The sequence below is a fragment of the Arthrobacter pascens genome, assembly GCF_030816475.1.
In the GTDB taxonomy this organism is placed as follows: Bacteria; Actinomycetota; Actinomycetes; order Actinomycetales; family Micrococcaceae; genus Arthrobacter; species Arthrobacter pascens_B.
The window spans coordinates 658,792-674,585 of the sequence record NZ_JAUSXF010000001.1 but is presented as its reverse complement, the minus strand read 5'-3'; the positions used below and the strand labels follow the sequence as shown (position 1 = coordinate 674,585).

The window sequence follows — 15,794 nt, the reverse complement described above, 5'->3', positions numbered from 1 at the left end:
AGCCATGACCCTCCACACCCCTGAAACCCCCGTAACCCCGCCGCCCGCCAAGGCAAGCGACCCGGGACTGGACCGCGAGGAAACCATCTCCCGCGATGAACTCGAGGCCCTGCAGCTTAGCCGCCTGCAGCACACCGTAGCTTATGCCTACGACCGGGTGCCGTTGTACAAACGCAAGTTCGACGACGCCGGAATCCATCCAGCGGACCTCCGCGAACTCGACGATCTTGGCAACTTCCCGTTCACTACCAAGGACGATCTGCGCGCCGAATACCCGTTCGGGATGTTCGCCGTGCCGCAGACCGAAGTAGCCCGCGTCCATGCCAGCTCAGGCACCACCGGCCGGCCCACCGTCGTCGGCTACACGAAGCAGGACCTGGCCGACTGGGCCAAGCTGGTTGCCCGATCACTCCGGGCCTCCGGTGTGCGGCCGGGAATGAAGGTCCACAACGCGTACGGCTACGGCTTGTTCACCGGTGGCCTGGGCGCACACGCAGGCGCCGAAGCATTGGGCTGCACCGTTATTCCCATGTCCGGAGGGCAGACCGAACGCCAGATCCAGCTCATTCAGGACTTCCAGCCCGACGCTATCCTCTGCACCCCCACGTACCTACTCACGATCGCCGATGCCATGGCGCACATGGGCATCGACCCGACCTCCACGTCACTGAAGTACGCGGTGCTGGGCGCGGAGCCATGGACCGAGGAGATGCGGCACGAGCTCGAAGTCACCCTCGACATCAAGGCGTGCGACATCTACGGGCTCTCCGAGGTGATGGGCCCCGGCGTCGCGGGCGAGGCAGTGGAGACGCAGGACGGCAGCCACATCTGGGAGGACCACTTCAGTCCCGAAATCATCGATGCCTTCAACCCGGTGGTGGGCAAGGAGAACGTGCTGCGCGACGGTGAGCACGGCGAACTGGTCTTCACCTCACTGACGAAAGAAGCGCTGCCGATCATTCGCTACCGCACCAAGGACCTCACCCGCCTGCTGCCAGGGACCGCCCGCCCGGCACATCGGCGGATGGGCCGCATCACGGGGCGCAGCGATGACATGATCATCCTGCGCGGAGTGAACCTCTTCCCGTCCCAGATCGAGGAAATCGCCCTCCGCATCCCCGAGCTCAGCCCGCATTTCCAGCTGGAACTCACCCGCCCCGAGGGCCAGCGGATGGACCAGCTCATCGTCCGGATCGAACGCCGGGACGCCCTGACGCCCGAGCAGAGTTCGACGGCGGCACGCACCTTGAAGGAACAGATCAAGATCCATGTGGGTTCCTCGTGCGAGGTGGACGTGGTGGAACCGGGCTCGCTGGAACGGTCCAACGGCAAGCTGCGCCGGATTTACGACCTGCGGCCCAAGGCGTAGCCTCCACCGAGCCTGCGGAGCCTGACCGACCGTTCGTGAGAAACTTGCCACTATGCCCAGCACCAGCGAAATGTCCAGCACAACACCGACCAAACGCGGCCGCCCCGGCTACGACCAGCAGTCGGTGCTGCTGATCGCTGTCGACGTCTTCAACCGGCATGGCTACGACGCCACGTCCATGGGCATCCTGGCCGAGAACCTGGGCATTTCGAAGTCTGCGATCTACCACCATGTCCCGTCGAAGGGCGACCTCCTGAAGCTGGCTCTGGACCATGCCCTGGGCGGCCTGGAGGCCATCCTGGAGCAGCCGGAGGCCACCTCCGGCGCGGCAGACGCACGGCTCGAGTTTGTCCTGCGGCAGACCGTGGCAGTACTGGTGGACCGGCTGCCGTTCGTCACGTTGCTGCTCCGGCTCCGCGGCAACACGGAGATTGAGCGGAACGCGCTGGAACGGCGGCGCGCGTTCGACCACAAGGTGGCCGGCCTGATTTCCGCAGCCCGCGATGAAGGCTCCCTGCGCCAGGACATCGACCCCCGTACGGTCACCCGGCTGCTGTTCGGCACCATCAACTCCATCGTCGAGTGGTACAAGCCCGGAGGTTCCCTCTCCCCCGAAAAGCTGGCCGACGACGTCATCACCATCGCGTTCGACGGGCTGCACGCGAAGTCTTGAGCCTTTCCCTGCCGCCGGGGATCCTGCCAGCGTGATCGCTGCAATATAATAAGGGTGCTTACTACCGGTGATCGGGGTGTTCCCCGTATTCGGTGGTAAGGAACAGCCAGCATCCGCAGGGAGATTGTCGATGAGCCCGTCCGCCAGTCCAGTAAACGTCCGCAGCCGCCGCCGGGCAACGCTGTGGACCTTACTGTTCAGCGCAGCGCTTGCCGTGGCGTCCTGCACCGCTCCGGCCCCCGGCCCGGGACCCGGTCAAACATCGCTGTCGCCAACGTCCGGCAGCAGCGCCTCACAGAGCCCTGGTACGCAAAGCCCGGGCACGCAGAGCCCCGGGCCTACGACGCCGGCGCAGGATGTGGCGGGGGGCATCCCGCAGATCGTTGAGAACCTGGCGCCGTCAGTGGTCACCATCTTTACCGAGGGCGGCCTGGGCAGCGGCGTGGTGTACTCCGCGGACGGACTGATCCTCACCAACGAACACGTGGTCAGCGGTGCAACCCGGGTGGACGTGGGCTTCGCTGACGGCCAGCGGGTGGAGGGAGCTGTCAAGGCAACCGACGCGGTCACCGACCTTGCCCTGGTCCAGGCCAAACGCACCGGACTACCCAAGCCCACGTACCAGCCAATGCTGCCGAAGGTAGGCGAGGGCGCCACCGTGCTTGGCTCTCCCCTGGGCTTTGAAAACACTGCCACAGCCGGCATCATCTCAGGTCTTCACAGGTCCATTCCGGACTCGGCCTCCACCAGTCTTTCCCTGGTGGACCTGATCCAGACAGATGCTCCCATCTCCCCGGGGAACTCCGGCGGCGCCGTGATCAACATGCGCGGCGAAGTCATCGGCATCAGCGAGGCCTACATTCCACCCTCAGCCGGTGCAGTGGCCCTCGGCTTTGCCATCCCTGCGGCCACCGCCATCGAAGTGGCCGACGAGCTTCTGGCGAACGGCACTGCCAAGCACGCGTACCTCGGACTGACACCGGGCGAACTGACACCACAGATCGCCGAACAGCTGGGCATCGAAGCGACCGGCGGCGTCGTCGTCCTGTCCGTTGATGAAGCCGGCCCGGCCGGACGTGCCGGGATCCGCCCGGGCGATGTCCTGGAGTCCATGGAAGGGGTGGAACTCAACAGTCCTGAAAAGCTCCTGTCCGAACTCAGGAACCGCGACCCGGGCGACAATGTCGGGCTCAAGGTCAAGCGGGGAGACCAGAGCATGGACATAAAAGTTGAACTCATCGAACGGCCCGCAAGCAACCCCACCAGATAGTCAGCACCAGAGAGGACGGCTAGGCCATGAACCACCCCAAGGAAGAACCGGACCAGGGATTCATCGTCCCTGACCCTTCGGCATTCCGGGAGGATATCCCGGGAGACGCAGGCGATGAAGCGAATGAGATCCGGTTCAGCGAAGAGCAGGCGCTGATCGAGGAGCAGGCCCATGGCATCCGACCGGACACGTACAGCGTCCCGTCCGGCGGGCCCACCATGGACGAAGCCCGGGGCAACATGGACCTGTCCGACCAGACCGGGACCGCTGCCTCGGATGACAGCAGCGACGACGGCCTGCATGGGGGTGCTGAAGCCTAGCACCACCCTGGCCTCAACGATAAAGGGGCGCCGCCGGCTCGGGACGCCCCTTGGTTCGCATGACTTCAGAGCTGATACTCAGCCTGCATGCCCTTGGTCTCGTGGATGCAGAGGATGTTGTGCTCGGTGTCCATGAACCATGCGCACTTCTCGGAATCGGTGGTACAGATGTGGTTTTCCGTCTTCATGTTCGGCAGGTCATAATCCTGGAACCGAACGCCCTTGGCCTCCATTTCCTGAACTGTCCGCTCGATGTCGTGCACCTCGAAGCTCAGGGCGGTGTGCTCTGAGTGTTTGCCGTCCGAGACCGGCATCAGCTGCAGCATTGGGCCGCCGTCGGTGCCGAGTAATTCGCTTCCATCATCTGTCATACCGCGGTGCGGGAGTCCCAGTGTTTCCGTATAGAAACTGCGGGCGCGGGCTGCATCATCGACTGGCAGGATGGTTGTGGCTGTGTTCATTGCTAGGGTCATTTGGCCACCTCCTACGGGGAAAATTTTACGCCCGGCAGGGCTGAAAGACCCGGCCTTCCCCCAACCCTCCCTCACCTTTCGCAGCCAAAACACAAACCCTCTCGCACCTACTGGAGGGAGTTGAGGGATGGCCTACTTTTCGACGAGGGTGAGGACGTCGTAGGTGGCCACGATCTCGTCGTTCTGGTTGGTAAGTACAGCGTCCCAGGAAACCTCGCCGTATTCCTCCGTCTCGCGGGGGGTGATCCGCTTGGCCGTGAGGGTCACGCGGATGGAATCACCAGCCGCCACCGGGGTAACGAAACGAAGGTTCTCCAAACCGTAATTGGCTAGGACCGGCCCGGGAGCCGGCTCCACGAACAGCCCCGCGGCCCAGGCGATCAGCAGGTAGCCGTGTGCCACGATGCCCGGGAAGAACGGGTTTGCCTCCGCTGCCTCCTGATTGGTGTGTGCGTAGAACGTGTCCCCGGTGGAATTGGCGAACGCCGTGATGTCCTCCAGCGTGACCTCGCGCAGCTCCGACCGGACCGCGTCGCCGATCCGCAGCGTCTCCAGCGATTTCCGGAACGGATGAGTCCCTTCGGTCTCCACAGTGAAGTTCCGGTCCGCACCCGTGTGCCAGACACCGGTGACCGCCGTGAGCATGTTGGGCGAGCCCTGGATCGCCGTGCGCTGCATGTGGTGCATGACCGAGCGGATGCCACCCAGTTCCTCGCCGCCACCGGCCCTGCCCGGCCCGCCGTGGACCAGGTGCGGCACAGGCGAGCCGTGGCCTGTCGAGCTGCGGGCGTCCTCCCGGTTGAGCATCAGGACCCGGCCGTGGTGGGCGGCAATGCCCATCACCAGTTCCTGCGCCACGGAAGGATCGTTGGTGCACACGGAGGCCACGAGCGAGCCGCTCCCCCGGGCGGCCAGCCGGACGGCGTCGGGAATGTCCTCGTATCCAATCACCGACGAAACCGGACCGAACGCCTCCAGCGAGTGGACTTCTTCGGCCAGCGGGTCCTGCCAATTCAGCAGGACCGGCGCCATAAAAGCTCCGCCCTCCACAACACCGGTGGAACCGTCGGCGGAGGTGACCGACGGCGAATCGAGGGTTCCGTACGCAAGCTCACCGCCGGCGTCGAGCATTGACTGCACTGCGGCACGGACGTCCTCCAGCTGTTCGACGGAGGCGAGGGCACCCATCGTGACGCCCTCCGCGCGGGGGTCGCCGAGGACAACGCGTTCGGAGAGGCGCCTGCCGATGGCCGCAGACACCGCGGGAACCAGCTCCCGCGGCACGATGGCGCGGCGGATGGCGGTGCACTTCTGCCCCGCCTTGGCCGTCATTTCGGTGACCACGGACTTGATAAACGCGTCGAACTCGGGCGTGCCCTCCACCGCGTCGGGACCCAGGATCGCTGCGTTCAAGGAGTCCGTTTCGGAAGTGAAGCGGACACCGCCCTGCACCACGTTGGGGTGCGATTTCAAGGACAGCGCAGTCGAGGCCGATCCGGTGAAGGCCACCAGGTCACGGTAATCCAGGACGTCCAGGAGCCCGCGGACCGAGCCGGAAATCAGCTGCAGCGAGCCCTTGGGCAGGATGTTTGACTCGATTATCGCCTTGACCACCGCCGCAGCCACATAGCCGGTAGGGGTGGCCGGCTTGACGATGGTGGGGACTCCGGCGATGAACGCAGGTGCCAGCTTTTCGAGCATCCCCCAGACCGGAAAGTTGAAGGCGTTGATCTGCACCGCAACCCCGGGAATGCGCGTATAGATGTGCTCCCCCGCAAACGAACCGTCCTTGGAAAGCACTTCCATGGGCCCGTCCACCACCACCTGCGCGTTGGGCAGTTCACGCCGGCCCTTGGACCCGAACGTGAAAAGTACGCCGATGCCGCCGTCAATGTCGATCATGGAGTCGACCTTGGTGGCCCCGGTCTGGGCGGAGAAGCCGTAGAAATGCTCACGCCGGACATTCAGGTACTGCGCCAGCTCCTTGAGCTTGAGGGCACGCTGATGGAAGGTCAGCCTGCCCAGTTCCTCCTGACCGGTGGTCCTGCCGTAGTCCACGACGGCGGCCAGGTCCAGGCCGTCCGTGCTCACCTTGGCCAGGATTTCGCCCGTGCTCGCATCACGTACGGGCACAGCGGAAGCCGCCAAGCCGGCGTCGGGCGTCCACCAGGCATCCTGCACGAAACTGGGGACTGTCTCTACCGTGTCGAGTGTGGGTTGGGCAGTTGCAGTGGTGGTCATCGTTGACGGTCCTTCCAACGCGGGAACAAACAAGCCGGAGCAAACAAGGGCGGCCATCATTACTGACCGTCCGTTCGGTAATATGACTACAGTACATGAATGTCCGGTGCTGCACACTAGAAGTCCAGCCACATCCAAAGGAGAGCCCATGACCGCCGAGGCCGAAGACACGGCATCCGTCGAACCGCAGGACGCCGCCCTGTGGAAGATCACGCTGGGAGAGCTTGACGAGAAGATGGGCGTGAAGATCGTGGAGGAGTCAGTGCAGCGGGTGGTGGCCACCATGCCTGTGGAGGGAAACAGGCAGTCGTTCGGGCTGCTCCATGGGGGCGCGTCCTTGGCGGTGGGCGAGGCTGTAGGTTCCTGGGCGGCCGTCATCCACGCCAGCACCATGGGCAAGACTGCCGTGGGCGTGGACGTTTCGGCCACCCATCACCGGTCCGCCCGGGAAGGCCGGATCACCATCACGGCAACCCCCATATACCTGGGCGGCACGCTGACCACGCACGAGGTGCTGATCACCAACGACGACGGCGAGCGGCTTTGCACTGTCCGCATCACCAACCTGCTTGTGGACCGGAAGGACTAGCTTTCCTGCCCTGAGTTGCGCCGCTTCCGCCGTCTGGCCATCACCATCAGCAGTCCGCCGACGGCGAGCGCCGCCGCCGCGAGACCCGTGGCTGCCAGAGTCCCGGTTGCCCCGGTGTTGGCCAGGCTGGCCGGCGGCTGGCCGACCGCGGTGAGGTCACCGGAGGGGAGAACGGCAGCGCCCGACGGCGGCCCTGATACGGGCGGCGGGACGGCAGCTGGTGGCGCCGGAACCGCGGGCGGGGCGGGTGCCGGCGGAGCAGGCGGCTGTGGGGCAGCCGGCTGCGGGGTAGGCGCTTGCGGTGCGGCCGGCGCAAGTTCGACATTGCTGGCACCCGAGAAACTGAAGCCGTTGACAGTCTCCGCACTGAACCGCAGAGCTCCCGGTTGTTCCGGGGCGGTGAAGGACCAGTTGCCGGAGGCGTCCACGGGAACCTCGAACGGCGCCTGGCCCGCCTCGGTGATCCTGACCTTCGATCCGGCCGCCACAGCGGAGGCTGGTGCAGCCGGCACCCGCCCGGTAATGGTCTGGCCCGGCACCAGGGGCGCGCTGGGGGCGGGCGAGGTGACCACCGGCTTGTTGAGGAAGAGCTCCAGCTGGTATCCGGGAAGAACGGCCAGGTCATCATCCAGCGTGGAGGCGATGGCGAAATTTCGGATGACGCTGCCGTTTGCATCCGGAACGTCCCCTGCACTGTGGATGCCGACCGCGTAGTTCCCGCTGAGCCATGGACCCCCTGAATCGCCTCCGCTGGACTGGACGCCGAAAGACAGGAAGCCGTTGAAGGCCCTCAGGTCAGCGGGGTCAGCGGTGCGCCCGTGGACGACGTAGATGCCCACCTCGTCGATGATTCCGCAGGACCAGGCGGACGTCCGTCCTGACCGGCAGACAGGCTCCCCCACCACGGGTTGTGCAGTGCCGATAATTTTGACGTCCGGGCCGGCCTGGGAAGGATCATTCCAGGTGCTGGCGGCCGGCTGGGGATCCAGGCCGGCGCGGATCGAACCAATCACAGCCACGTCGGCGCCAGCATTCCCGGGGTTCTGCGGGTCCAACGGGTTTGAAACAGGAGTGTTGCCAGGGCCGCCGAACTGGCTGAACCCGAAGATGCCCAGCAGACCCGCGCGGTTCCACTGGGGAAATTCCAGGGTAGCCTGGTGCGCGGCTCCGTCGTCCGCACAGTGGCCGGCCGTCAGGATCGTCGGAAGGCCTGCCGGATCAAAGGCCGAGAATCCTGTTGAACAGATCTCGCCGGTGTCGGCAAAATACCCCTGGCCGCCCACAACGTCCGCCTCCGGCGTGAGGGCCGGGCCGTCGTCGAGCTTTACGTTCGCATATCGGGCAACAAACTCGGCTGCGGACACCTTGCCGCTGGAAGCGCTGGCAACAGGGTCAGTGGCGCCGTTGCCGGCACTGCTGACTCCGCCTGTACCGGCCGATGAGTCTTGCGGCGCCGCCTGGGAAGCATTGGTGCCACCCGTCCGGATGACGAAGCTGCCACCCGAGTAAGCCACCGCCTGAAGGCCCTCAGGCCCCACTTCGCGGAGGTATGCCTCATAGAGCTGCCGGGTGCTGGATGCCAGCTCCTTGCCGCTGGCCGCCGCTGCTGCTGTCGGAGTTGCTTTGGCCTTCCCGGCGTCTGCCGGTGGTGCCTGCAGTGTCAGGGCCGGGATGGCCTGTTTGAGCCCGGCGACCTTCGCTTCCAGCTCCGCTCCGCTGCCGGTGACCAGGATCCTGCCGCCGTCCAGGCGTGTTCCGACGTACCCTTGCACGTCCCGGAGTGCCGCCACAGCGTTTGCAGCCTGCCTGCCCAGCTCGCCGGCGGCGTTGAATTGTTCAGGAGTGAGGCCGAGATCTCGCCGGACAGCCTCGGCAAGCCCGGCGTCCGAGGGTCCTGAAGCGGGCGTTGGAAGGCCCGTCGCGGGAACTACCGGCGTTGTACCAGCCGGTGCCGTTTCGGCCGACGCCGGACCGCCTGGGGCAGCAGATGCCGGCACGGCACCGAATCCTGCCACCAGGGCCAAGCCGGCAACGGCTCCGAAAGAGAGCATCCGGCGCTGGCCGCCACCCTGTTTTTTCCAGCTATTCATCAGCCCGCCCCTCCCAGACACACGGCTACACCTCGGACCGAATTCACAGCACCGCCGGAACGCCCAGCAGGGAACGAACCGCATCCAGTTCAGGTTCCGTGAGACCGTGCCGCAGCAGGAAACCACCGGTATCCAGTTCCCGGACGAAACCCGCAACTGCCCGGCCGCGCTCTGCCAGCAAGGGCGCCAGTTCCGTTTCCACAAGATAGCGTTCCTGATCATGCGGAGGCCCATGGGTAAGGTACCGCTCGTTGATTCCCCGCGCGGCCCGTTCGTAACCCCTGGCAATATCCTGATCGGAATCTCCCGCAAGGTCCTGGAGCATCGCCGCCACCATGCCGCTGCGGTCGCGCCCGGCCGCACAGTGGATCACCACGCCGCCGGTCGCAGCGTCGGCGAGCGCGCGGAATATCGCGACGAATTTTTCCGGATACAGCCGAACGTTGTGCAGGTAGTGGGCGGGATCCTTGAGGTACGGTCCGGAAACGTTGGTGACCCTGGGATCGTCGGTGTCTTCTGTGGGGACAGACATAATCGTGACGCCGGACCAGGCCTCTTTAGGCACGTCGGGGTCCGTGTCCCGGCGCCGGGCTTCATGGGGATTCCGGAGGTCAATCACAGTGCGGACGCCGTCGTCCAACGCCTGGCGCCAGCCGGCCTCCGTGAGCCACTCCCGGCGCCCCATCCGGTACACACCGCCGGCGACGTGCCAGGCGTTCACGGCTCCGTCCCAGTTCAGGGGCCCGCCAGGTTTCTCCATCCGACCAGCTAATCACAAGAGACAGCATGCCGCACATATAGGCAACAGGAGCGGGAGTACAGAAAACAGGTACACCCAACCAGTGACCCCTTCCTTTCGTGGGCGTACGGTGTCATGTACATGTCCAATTCATTCCAGCGAATTGATGTACAAAGGGGAAATCAATGACAAAACCAGCAGGACGACGGCGCCGCTCGGCTTTTGCAGCCAGCCTCGCAACCATGGCCATGGCGATCGGGATGGCGTCCATCCCCGCTGAGGCAGCGCCGCCTCCGCGGGTGGATTACGTCGCGCTGGGCGACTCCTACACAGCGGGCACCGGAGCCGTAGAAGCATTACGGCCTGCTAATACCCCATGCTGGCAGAGTCACCCCGGATATGTTGATGTTGCGGGGAACACGGGCCGGGTGACCCTGGTGGCTAACGCGGCCTGCCACGGCGCCGTTCTCAGCACCGCCAGCCCCCGTTACGACACCACCATCTACACCCCCACTGTTGAACAGCAGCTCTACGCACTGGCCTCCCAAGGGAAAATCTCGCCGGACACCGAGCTTGTCAGTATTACCGCCGGTGCCAATGACCTGGGCTTTTCCTACGTCATAGGCGCCTGCGCGGCATACCCGCAGGACGTGTGTGCGGGGGTCCTGCAACAGGCAACCTCGCCGGCAGCCCTGCAGGCCCTCCACGCCGGCCTGGTGCAGACGTACGCTGCCATTCACTCCGTGGCACCTCGTGCACGGATTGCCGTGATGGGGTACCCCCTACTCTTTGACCCGGCCAGCGCATTCGCGCCCATTCCGCCAGCCAACCAGGCACTGATCAACCAGGCAGCCCAGGCCCTGAACTCCACCCTGGCCACAGCTGCGGCCACGGCAAACGGGCTTTACCAAGCCAACACGCAGTACGTTGATGTGTCAGCCAGGTTCACCGGGCATGCAGTCAATTCCGCTGATCCCTGGCTGCAACTGAACCCGAATCAGCCCTTGGCAGACTACAACTTCCATCCGAATCAGGCCGGCCACGCCCTGGGCTACGCCGCTGCACTGTTGGCCGCGGTGAAGCCGGCGCAGCTTGCGCGGAACTGAGTGACTTACGGCTCGCCAGGCGCCCCTATCGGCGCTTGGCGAGCCGGTATTCCAGCCCTGCCCTGACCATGGGCCACTCGTGCTCAAGGATGGAGAACACCACGGTGTCCCGCAGCACCCCGTCCTGGGTGCGCGAATGGTTTCGCAGCACGCCGTCCTGCTTGGCTCCGAGGCGGGCAATGGCTTCCCGGGACTGGTGGTTGAGCCAGTGCGTCCGGAATTCCACTGCCGGGCAGCCGAGGGTCTCAAACGCGTGGCGCAGGAGCATCAGCTTGGACTCGGCGTTGGTCCCAGTGCCCTGCGAAGAAGCCGCGTTCCAGGTTGAGCCGATTTCCACGCGGGGCGTGCCGGCGTCGATGTTCATGTAGGTGGTCATGCCGATGATCCTGCCCGGGCCGCCGGTGGCCGGATCGGCCAGCCGAGCAGTGAACGGAAGCATGGACCCACGGTCCTGGAGGCTGAGGCGGCGGTCGATCTCGGCTTCCATGCCGGCCGGGGCGGGCACGGAGGTGTACCAGAGGTTCCAGAGCTCGCCGTCCTGCGCGGCCTCCACCAGGCCGTCGTGATGGGCTTGGCTGAGCGGTTCCAGGATGACACGCTGTCCGGTTAATGTGATGGGTTTAATCGAGGTCACCCGACAAAGCTTACCCAGCCCAGTCGAAGAAGCCCTTGCCTGTCTTGCGTCCAAGCTCGCCGCGGGCCACTTTGTCCTTCAGGATCTGCGGCGGCGCGAACCGCTCCCCCAAGGTGGAATGCAGGTATTCGGCGATGCCCAGCCGCACGTCAAGGCCCACGATGTCCGTGGTCCTGAGCGGGCCGGTGGGGTGCTTGTAGCCAAGGACCATGGCGGCGTCGATGTCCTCGGCCGACGCTACGCCCTCTTCAACCATGCGCATGGCCTCCAGTGCAATGGCCACGCCAAGCCGCGATGACGCAAAGCCCGGAGCGTCGTTGACCACCACAGCGGTCTTGCCGAGCGCTTCCACCCAGTCTTTCGCCGCGGCCGCCAGCTCCCCGCTGGTGTGCTCACCGAGCACCACCTCAACAAGGGTGGAGGCGGGCACGGGATTGAAGAAGTGCAGGCCGAGGAAATTCCGGGGCCTCTTCAGTTCCCGGGCCAGGCCGTTGACCGACAGGGAGGAGGTGTTGGTCGCGAGGTACGCATCCGCGGTCAGGCGCTCCTCGATCCCCCGCAGCGAGGCCACCTTCAGGTCCCAGTCCTCGGGGACTGCCTCCACCACCAGCTGGCGGTCCCTGAAGTCGTCGTAGTCCACGCCAACGCTGAGGCGGGACGCCATTTCATCGAGGTTGGCGTCCGTGACCCCGCGCTCGATGCTCTTGGCCGCCGCAGACTCCACCCGCTCCCGTGCAGCCTCGGCGGACTCCTCGTCGCGCTCCACTACCAGGACGTCGGCGCCCTTGACCAGGAAGGCATGGGCGATGCCGGCACCCATCCGGCCGCCACCCAGCACACCGACGGATCCGGGGAGCCCGGCAGGACGTACAGGGTTGCTCATGAGTTCTGCTTTCCGTCGGCGCTTTCGGCGGCGTTGTTTGCGGCCTTCGCGGACCCCTTTTTGTCTATGAAGTCCTGCATGCGGTCAAATTTGGCCTGGGATTCAAAGAGGATTCCCTGCGCCAGCTGGTCGATCAACGGGTGTGCCTCGGCGGGAGCGTGGAACACGGACTTGGTGATCCGCACGGCGAGCGGGTCCTGGAGGCCGATCTTGTCCGCCAGGTTGTGCGCGGCCTCCATCAGGACCGCGGCCTCGTGGATTTCCGTAATCAGGTTGACGGCCAATGCCTCTTCAGCCCGGAGCACGTGCCCGGCAAGCAGGATCTGCTTGGCGACAGGTTCGCCCACCAGTTCCTTCAACCGCCAGCTGCCACCGGCCGCAGCCAGGATTCCCAGACCCGTTTCCGGGTTGCCGATCCGCACATCAGGGGTGCCGATGCGGAAGTCAGCGGCATAGGCAAGCTCCGCGCCCCCGCCCAGGCAATAACCGTCCAGCGCGGCGATCACGGGCATGGGAAGCCGGGCTATCCGAATGAAGATCGTGGAGTTGATCCCCTGCAGCGCGTCGTCCCGGCGCCGCTCCCGCAATTGGGCAATATCTGCCCCGGAGGCAAACACCCCGTCCACGCCCGCAATAATCAGCACCTTCGGGGTCCGCTCCAGCGCGGCGCAGACCAGGTGCAGCTCGTCCACCATCTGCTGGTCGATGGCATTCCTGACTTCCGGCCGGTTGAGCAGCACCACTACCCGGTCCTCCCGCTCCTCTACCAGGAGGGTGGTGAAGTGTTCTTGGGCGAGATCCGGCCCCGCCATCACACACGCTCCAGCAGCATCGCGGTGCCCTGGCCGACGCCGACGCACATGGTGGCCAGCCCGATCCGGGCGTCCTCGCGTTCCATCCGGCCCAGCAGGGTGATGGTGAGCCGGGAACCGCTGGAACCGAGCGGATGCCCCAGAGAGATGGCCCCGCCGTCGTTGTTCACAATGTCAGGGTCCAGTCCCAGGCGGCGGATGCAGGCGAGCGATTGCGTGGCAAACGCTTCATTAAGTTCGACGGCGCCAAGGTCACCAACGCTCAGCCCGCTCCTTTTGAGGACCTTCTGGGTGGCGGGGACCGGGCCGATGCCCATGATTTCAGGTTCGCAGCCGGCCGAGGCGCCGTCGATGATGCGGGCGCGGGGGGTCAGGCCCAGCCGTTCGATGGCTGCCTCGGACGCGACGATGATCGCAGAGGCGCCGTCGTTCAGGGAGGAGGAGTTGCCGGCGGTGACCACTGAACCGCCGGTAACCACGGGCCGGAGGCCGGCGAGAACGTCCATGCTGGTATCGGCGCGCGGACCTTCGTCGGTGTCCACCACGGTTTCCGCTTTGCGGGTCTTGACCGTCACCGGAACGATCTCGTCCTGGAACCGGCCTCCGGCGATGGCGGCAAGGGACCGCTCATGGGAGCGGACCGCGAAGGCGTCAGCATCCTCCCGGGTGATGCCGTCCATCCGTGCCACTTCCTCGGCAGTTTCGGGCATGGAGTAGGTCATCTTGCCGTCGCGGGCGAGACCGCCCTTCTGGAAAAGCGGGTTGACGAAGCGCCAGCCAATGGACGTGTCGAAAATCTGGCCCGGCTTGGCGAAGGCGGCGGAAGGCTTCTCCTGGACCCATGGAGCGCGGCTCATGGATTCCACACCGCCGGCCACGACGACATCCGCGGCGCCGGACTTGATCATCTGGCTGGCCTGGATGATGGCACTCAGCCCTGAGGCGCAGAGCCGGTTCACCGTGATGCCGGGGATGTGGACGGGAAGTCCGGCCAGGAGAGTCGCCATCCGGGCGACATTCCGGTTCTCCTCCCCCGCTCCATTGGCGTTGCCCAGGATGACTTCATCGATACTGTCCGGGTCCAGCCCGGTCCGGGATACGGCCTCCCGAATGACCAGGGCGGCGAGATCGTCGGGACGGACCGCCGAGAGCGCGCCGCCGTACCTGCCTACCGGGGTCCGGACACCGCCAACAAGAAAAGCCTCGACCATGAGAACATCCTTACGCAGGGAGCTGGGCCGGCCGGAGCGTCAAGGACCGCCACTTACCGACCGTTCGTTCTGTAAAGACTACACTGCAGGCGCAAGAGGCACCAAGCGCTCCTTTTCGCGGTTCCTGGGCCAGCGGGCGGGGCTTAAGAGCCAGCAAGGGTCAGGCGACGGTCAGGCCGAGGTGCCCGGCCAGGAGCGGGGCCAGGAGGCCAAGCTGGTAGTCGTCGATCACCACGCCGGACAGGCTCCCGAGCCCACTGATGGTACGGAAATCCGTGCCGCGGAGGTCAAAGTCCTTCAACTTGGCCCCTTGCAGGTCCAGCGTGCCGATGGTGCAGTTTTTCAGCACCACCCGGGTTCCGGCAGCTGAACCAAGGTCCAGTTCATTGATAATGCAGCCGCTGATCAGGACGTCCGTCAGCTTGGAACCCCGGAGGTTGAGGAAGTCAAGCTTGCCGCCGTCAATCCGGACCGACTGCCAGCCGCTCTCATACAGTTCCGCGGAGCCCAGCCGGGGGTTGCTGATCTGTACGTCACGCCACGTGGAGCGGGCCGCAGTGAACACCGGAGCGTAAAGCTCCGACAGGATGCAGTCACGGAAGGTGGCTCCGCGGAGCTGGGTGTCATTGAACGACACGCCCTGGAACTCGCACTCGGCGAAGTCTGTGCCGCTCAACTCCAGGCCGTCCGCAGCCGCCCGGCTGTACCTCACGCCGTCGTACCTTTCACCCCGCCGGAAGTCCGGCGCGGGATCATCCTTGAGGTCTTCGAGGCTGACGTCCGAGAGCCTCGGCGCCGTTATCTTGGATGCCTTGGCGGCCACTAGAGTGATTCTGCTTTGGCTGCGATCTCGGCGAGATCCCTGGCCAGCGCTTTGCGCGTGACCGCCATGCCGATCTTGCCGAACAAGGCCATCGTGATCCGGCTGAACGCCGTGGGCCTGACCACCTCCGCGCCGAAGGTCAGGGTCAGATCCGTCCCGCCGTTGCGTTCCGCAAGACTGAAACGTGACGTGTAATCCGCGCCGCCCTGGAGGGCCTTGACCGTGGTGGTGCGGGGCGGATCCGCCTGGGCCACCCACATCTCCACGGTTTCCGACCTGCCCATCATGGTGCGGGTCTCCTTCCAGCGCGTTCCTTCGCCGTAGGGGCCTTCACTGAGCAGCTGCACGGAATCGACACCGGACAAGGTGGCCGCCGAACCTGGAATGTCCGAAATAACAGACCAGACCTTTTCAGGCGAGGCGTGGATGTGCTGGGTGAGGCTGGTGGTGTGATCCATGGTTCGAGCCTAGCCCGGGGCAGGGACAATCAACAGGCAGCGGATGTGCCCGGGCTTGAAACAGTAAGCAAGCTTCGTGTTACGGTGAAATGGCATTGTTTGA

The 15,794-nt window shown here is 65.2% G+C and carries 16 protein-coding genes; 6 read left to right on the top strand and 10 right to left on the bottom strand.

Going from position 1 to position 15,794, the window contains the following annotated elements; translation table 11 throughout:
• Window positions 1-4 precede the first annotated feature (4 nt).
• The 4 genes from paaK to QFZ40_RS03050 all read left to right on the top strand — a co-directional run bounded on the left by paaK (window position 5) and on the right by QFZ40_RS03050 (window position 3,632).
• Window positions 5-1,369 (top strand): phenylacetate--CoA ligase PaaK, encoded by a 1,365-nt coding sequence (paaK, locus tag QFZ40_RS03065; RefSeq protein ID WP_306902779.1) that lies wholly within the window; start codon window positions 5-7, stop codon window positions 1,367-1,369.
• Between the two features lie 70 nt (window positions 1,370-1,439).
• Window positions 1,440-2,042, top strand: coding sequence for a TetR/AcrR family transcriptional regulator (locus QFZ40_RS03060; RefSeq protein WP_306906803.1), 603 nt, complete (start codon window positions 1,440-1,442; stop codon window positions 2,040-2,042).
• 130 nt (window positions 2,043-2,172) lie between these two features.
• Window positions 2,173-3,312 carry a S1C family serine protease gene (locus QFZ40_RS03055; RefSeq protein ID WP_306902778.1) on the top strand — a complete coding sequence of 380 codons (1,140 nt, stop codon included), beginning with the start codon at window positions 2,173-2,175 and terminating at the stop codon, window positions 3,310-3,312.
• Between the two features lie 26 nt (window positions 3,313-3,338).
• A complete protein-coding gene (locus tag QFZ40_RS03050; protein ID WP_306902777.1) occupies window positions 3,339-3,632 on the top strand; it encodes a hypothetical protein in 294 nt (97 codons plus the stop codon).
• A gap of 65 nt (window positions 3,633-3,697) precedes the next feature.
• Here the strand turns inward: QFZ40_RS03050 and QFZ40_RS03045 are convergent, their stop codons facing one another.
• Window positions 3,698-4,105 carry a VOC family protein gene (locus tag QFZ40_RS03045; RefSeq protein WP_306902776.1) on the bottom strand — a complete coding sequence of 136 codons (408 nt, stop codon included), beginning with the start codon at window positions 4,103-4,105 and terminating at the stop codon, window positions 3,698-3,700.
• Window positions 4,106-4,237: 132 nt separating this feature from the next.
• A complete protein-coding gene (paaZ, locus tag QFZ40_RS03040; RefSeq protein WP_306902775.1) occupies window positions 4,238-6,346 on the bottom strand; it encodes a phenylacetic acid degradation bifunctional protein PaaZ in 2,109 nt (702 codons plus the stop codon).
• A gap of 148 nt (window positions 6,347-6,494) precedes the next feature.
• Between paaZ and QFZ40_RS03035 the strand changes: the two genes are divergently transcribed.
• Window positions 6,495-6,935, top strand: coding sequence for a PaaI family thioesterase (locus tag QFZ40_RS03035; RefSeq protein ID WP_306902774.1), 441 nt, complete (start codon window positions 6,495-6,497; stop codon window positions 6,933-6,935).
• Here the strand turns inward: QFZ40_RS03035 and QFZ40_RS03030 are convergent.
• Both QFZ40_RS03030 and QFZ40_RS03025 read right to left on the bottom strand, forming a co-directional pair.
• On the bottom strand, window positions 6,932-9,025 hold the full coding sequence (locus tag QFZ40_RS03030) for a S1 family peptidase (protein ID WP_306902773.1): 2,094 nt from the start codon (window positions 9,023-9,025) through the stop codon (window positions 6,932-6,934). The two genes, QFZ40_RS03035 and QFZ40_RS03030, sit on opposite strands and share 4 nt — an antisense overlap.
• Before the next feature lie 43 nt (window positions 9,026-9,068).
• Window positions 9,069-9,785 (bottom strand): tyrosine-protein phosphatase, encoded by a 717-nt coding sequence (locus QFZ40_RS03025; RefSeq protein ID WP_306902772.1) that lies wholly within the window; start codon window positions 9,783-9,785, stop codon window positions 9,069-9,071.
• A gap of 164 nt (window positions 9,786-9,949) precedes the next feature.
• Here QFZ40_RS03025 and QFZ40_RS03020 point away from each other — a divergent pair, with 164 nt between their 5' ends.
• Window positions 9,950-10,870: an SGNH/GDSL hydrolase family protein gene (locus tag QFZ40_RS03020; protein WP_306902771.1), complete on the top strand. Its 921-nt coding sequence runs from the start codon at window positions 9,950-9,952 to the stop codon at window positions 10,868-10,870.
• Between the two features lie 25 nt (window positions 10,871-10,895).
• Here QFZ40_RS03020 and QFZ40_RS03015 read toward each other — a convergent pair whose 3' ends face one another.
• The 6 genes from QFZ40_RS03015 to QFZ40_RS02990 all read right to left on the bottom strand — a co-directional run bounded on the left by QFZ40_RS03015 (window position 10,896) and on the right by QFZ40_RS02990 (window position 15,691).
• A complete protein-coding gene (locus tag QFZ40_RS03015) occupies window positions 10,896-11,504 on the bottom strand; it encodes a GNAT family N-acetyltransferase (RefSeq protein WP_306902770.1) in 609 nt (202 codons plus the stop codon).
• Window positions 11,505-11,514: 10 nt separating this feature from the next.
• Window positions 11,515-12,387, bottom strand: a complete 873-nt coding sequence (locus QFZ40_RS03010) for a 3-hydroxyacyl-CoA dehydrogenase family protein (protein ID WP_306902769.1) — start codon at window positions 12,385-12,387, stop codon at window positions 11,515-11,517.
• Entirely contained in the window at window positions 12,384-13,199 is an 816-nt protein-coding gene (locus QFZ40_RS03005; RefSeq protein WP_306902768.1) for an enoyl-CoA hydratase/isomerase family protein, read from the bottom strand. Before QFZ40_RS03005 ends, QFZ40_RS03010 begins: the two co-directional genes overlap by 4 nt.
• Window positions 13,199-14,410, bottom strand: a complete 1,212-nt coding sequence (locus QFZ40_RS03000) for a thiolase family protein (protein ID WP_306902766.1) — start codon at window positions 14,408-14,410, stop codon at window positions 13,199-13,201. The genes QFZ40_RS03005 and QFZ40_RS03000 overlap by 1 nt, the downstream gene beginning before the upstream one ends.
• A gap of 160 nt (window positions 14,411-14,570) precedes the next feature.
• The gene (locus QFZ40_RS02995; RefSeq protein ID WP_306902765.1) at window positions 14,571-15,233 is read right to left on the bottom strand and encodes a pentapeptide repeat-containing protein; all 663 of its coding nucleotides are present in this window, start codon (window positions 15,231-15,233) and stop codon (window positions 14,571-14,573) included.
• Window positions 15,233-15,691 carry an SRPBCC family protein gene (locus QFZ40_RS02990; RefSeq protein ID WP_306902763.1) on the bottom strand — a complete coding sequence of 153 codons (459 nt, stop codon included), beginning with the start codon at window positions 15,689-15,691 and terminating at the stop codon, window positions 15,233-15,235. Before QFZ40_RS02990 ends, QFZ40_RS02995 begins: the two co-directional genes overlap by 1 nt.
• Window positions 15,692-15,794 lie beyond the last annotated feature (103 nt).

Bases quoted from the DNA above. Each gene is read 5' to 3' on its own strand.
- QFZ40_RS03010 (WP_306902769.1), bottom strand. From the start codon at position 12,387: ATGAGCAACCCTGTACGTCCTGCCGGGCTCCCCGGATCCGTCGGTGTG.
- QFZ40_RS03035 (WP_306902774.1), top strand. From the start codon at position 6,495: ATGACCGCCGAGGCCGAAGACACGGCATCCGTCGAACCGCAGGACGCC.
- QFZ40_RS03020 (WP_306902771.1), top strand. From the start codon at position 9,950: ATGACAAAACCAGCAGGACGACGGCGCCGCTCGGCTTTTGCAGCCAGC.
- QFZ40_RS03055 (WP_306902778.1), top strand. From the start codon at position 2,173: ATGAGCCCGTCCGCCAGTCCAGTAAACGTCCGCAGCCGCCGCCGGGCA.
- QFZ40_RS03030 (WP_306902773.1), bottom strand. From the start codon at position 9,025: ATGAATAGCTGGAAAAAACAGGGTGGCGGCCAGCGCCGGATGCTCTCT.
- QFZ40_RS02990 (WP_306902763.1), bottom strand. From the start codon at position 15,691: ATGGATCACACCACCAGCCTCACCCAGCACATCCACGCCTCGCCTGAA.
- QFZ40_RS03025 (WP_306902772.1), bottom strand. From the start codon at position 9,785: ATGGAGAAACCTGGCGGGCCCCTGAACTGGGACGGAGCCGTGAACGCC.
- paaK (WP_306902779.1), top strand. From the start codon at position 5: ATGACCCTCCACACCCCTGAAACCCCCGTAACCCCGCCGCCCGCCAAG.
- QFZ40_RS03045 (WP_306902776.1), bottom strand. From the start codon at position 4,105: ATGACCCTAGCAATGAACACAGCCACAACCATCCTGCCAGTCGATGAT.
- QFZ40_RS03005 (WP_306902768.1), bottom strand. From the start codon at position 13,199: ATGGCGGGGCCGGATCTCGCCCAAGAACACTTCACCACCCTCCTGGTA.
- QFZ40_RS03060 (WP_306906803.1), top strand. From the start codon at position 1,440: ATGTCCAGCACAACACCGACCAAACGCGGCCGCCCCGGCTACGACCAG.
- QFZ40_RS03050 (WP_306902777.1), top strand. From the start codon at position 3,339: ATGAACCACCCCAAGGAAGAACCGGACCAGGGATTCATCGTCCCTGAC.
- QFZ40_RS03000 (WP_306902766.1), bottom strand. From the start codon at position 14,410: ATGGTCGAGGCTTTTCTTGTTGGCGGTGTCCGGACCCCGGTAGGCAGG.
- paaZ (WP_306902775.1), bottom strand. From the start codon at position 6,346: ATGACCACCACTGCAACTGCCCAACCCACACTCGACACGGTAGAGACA.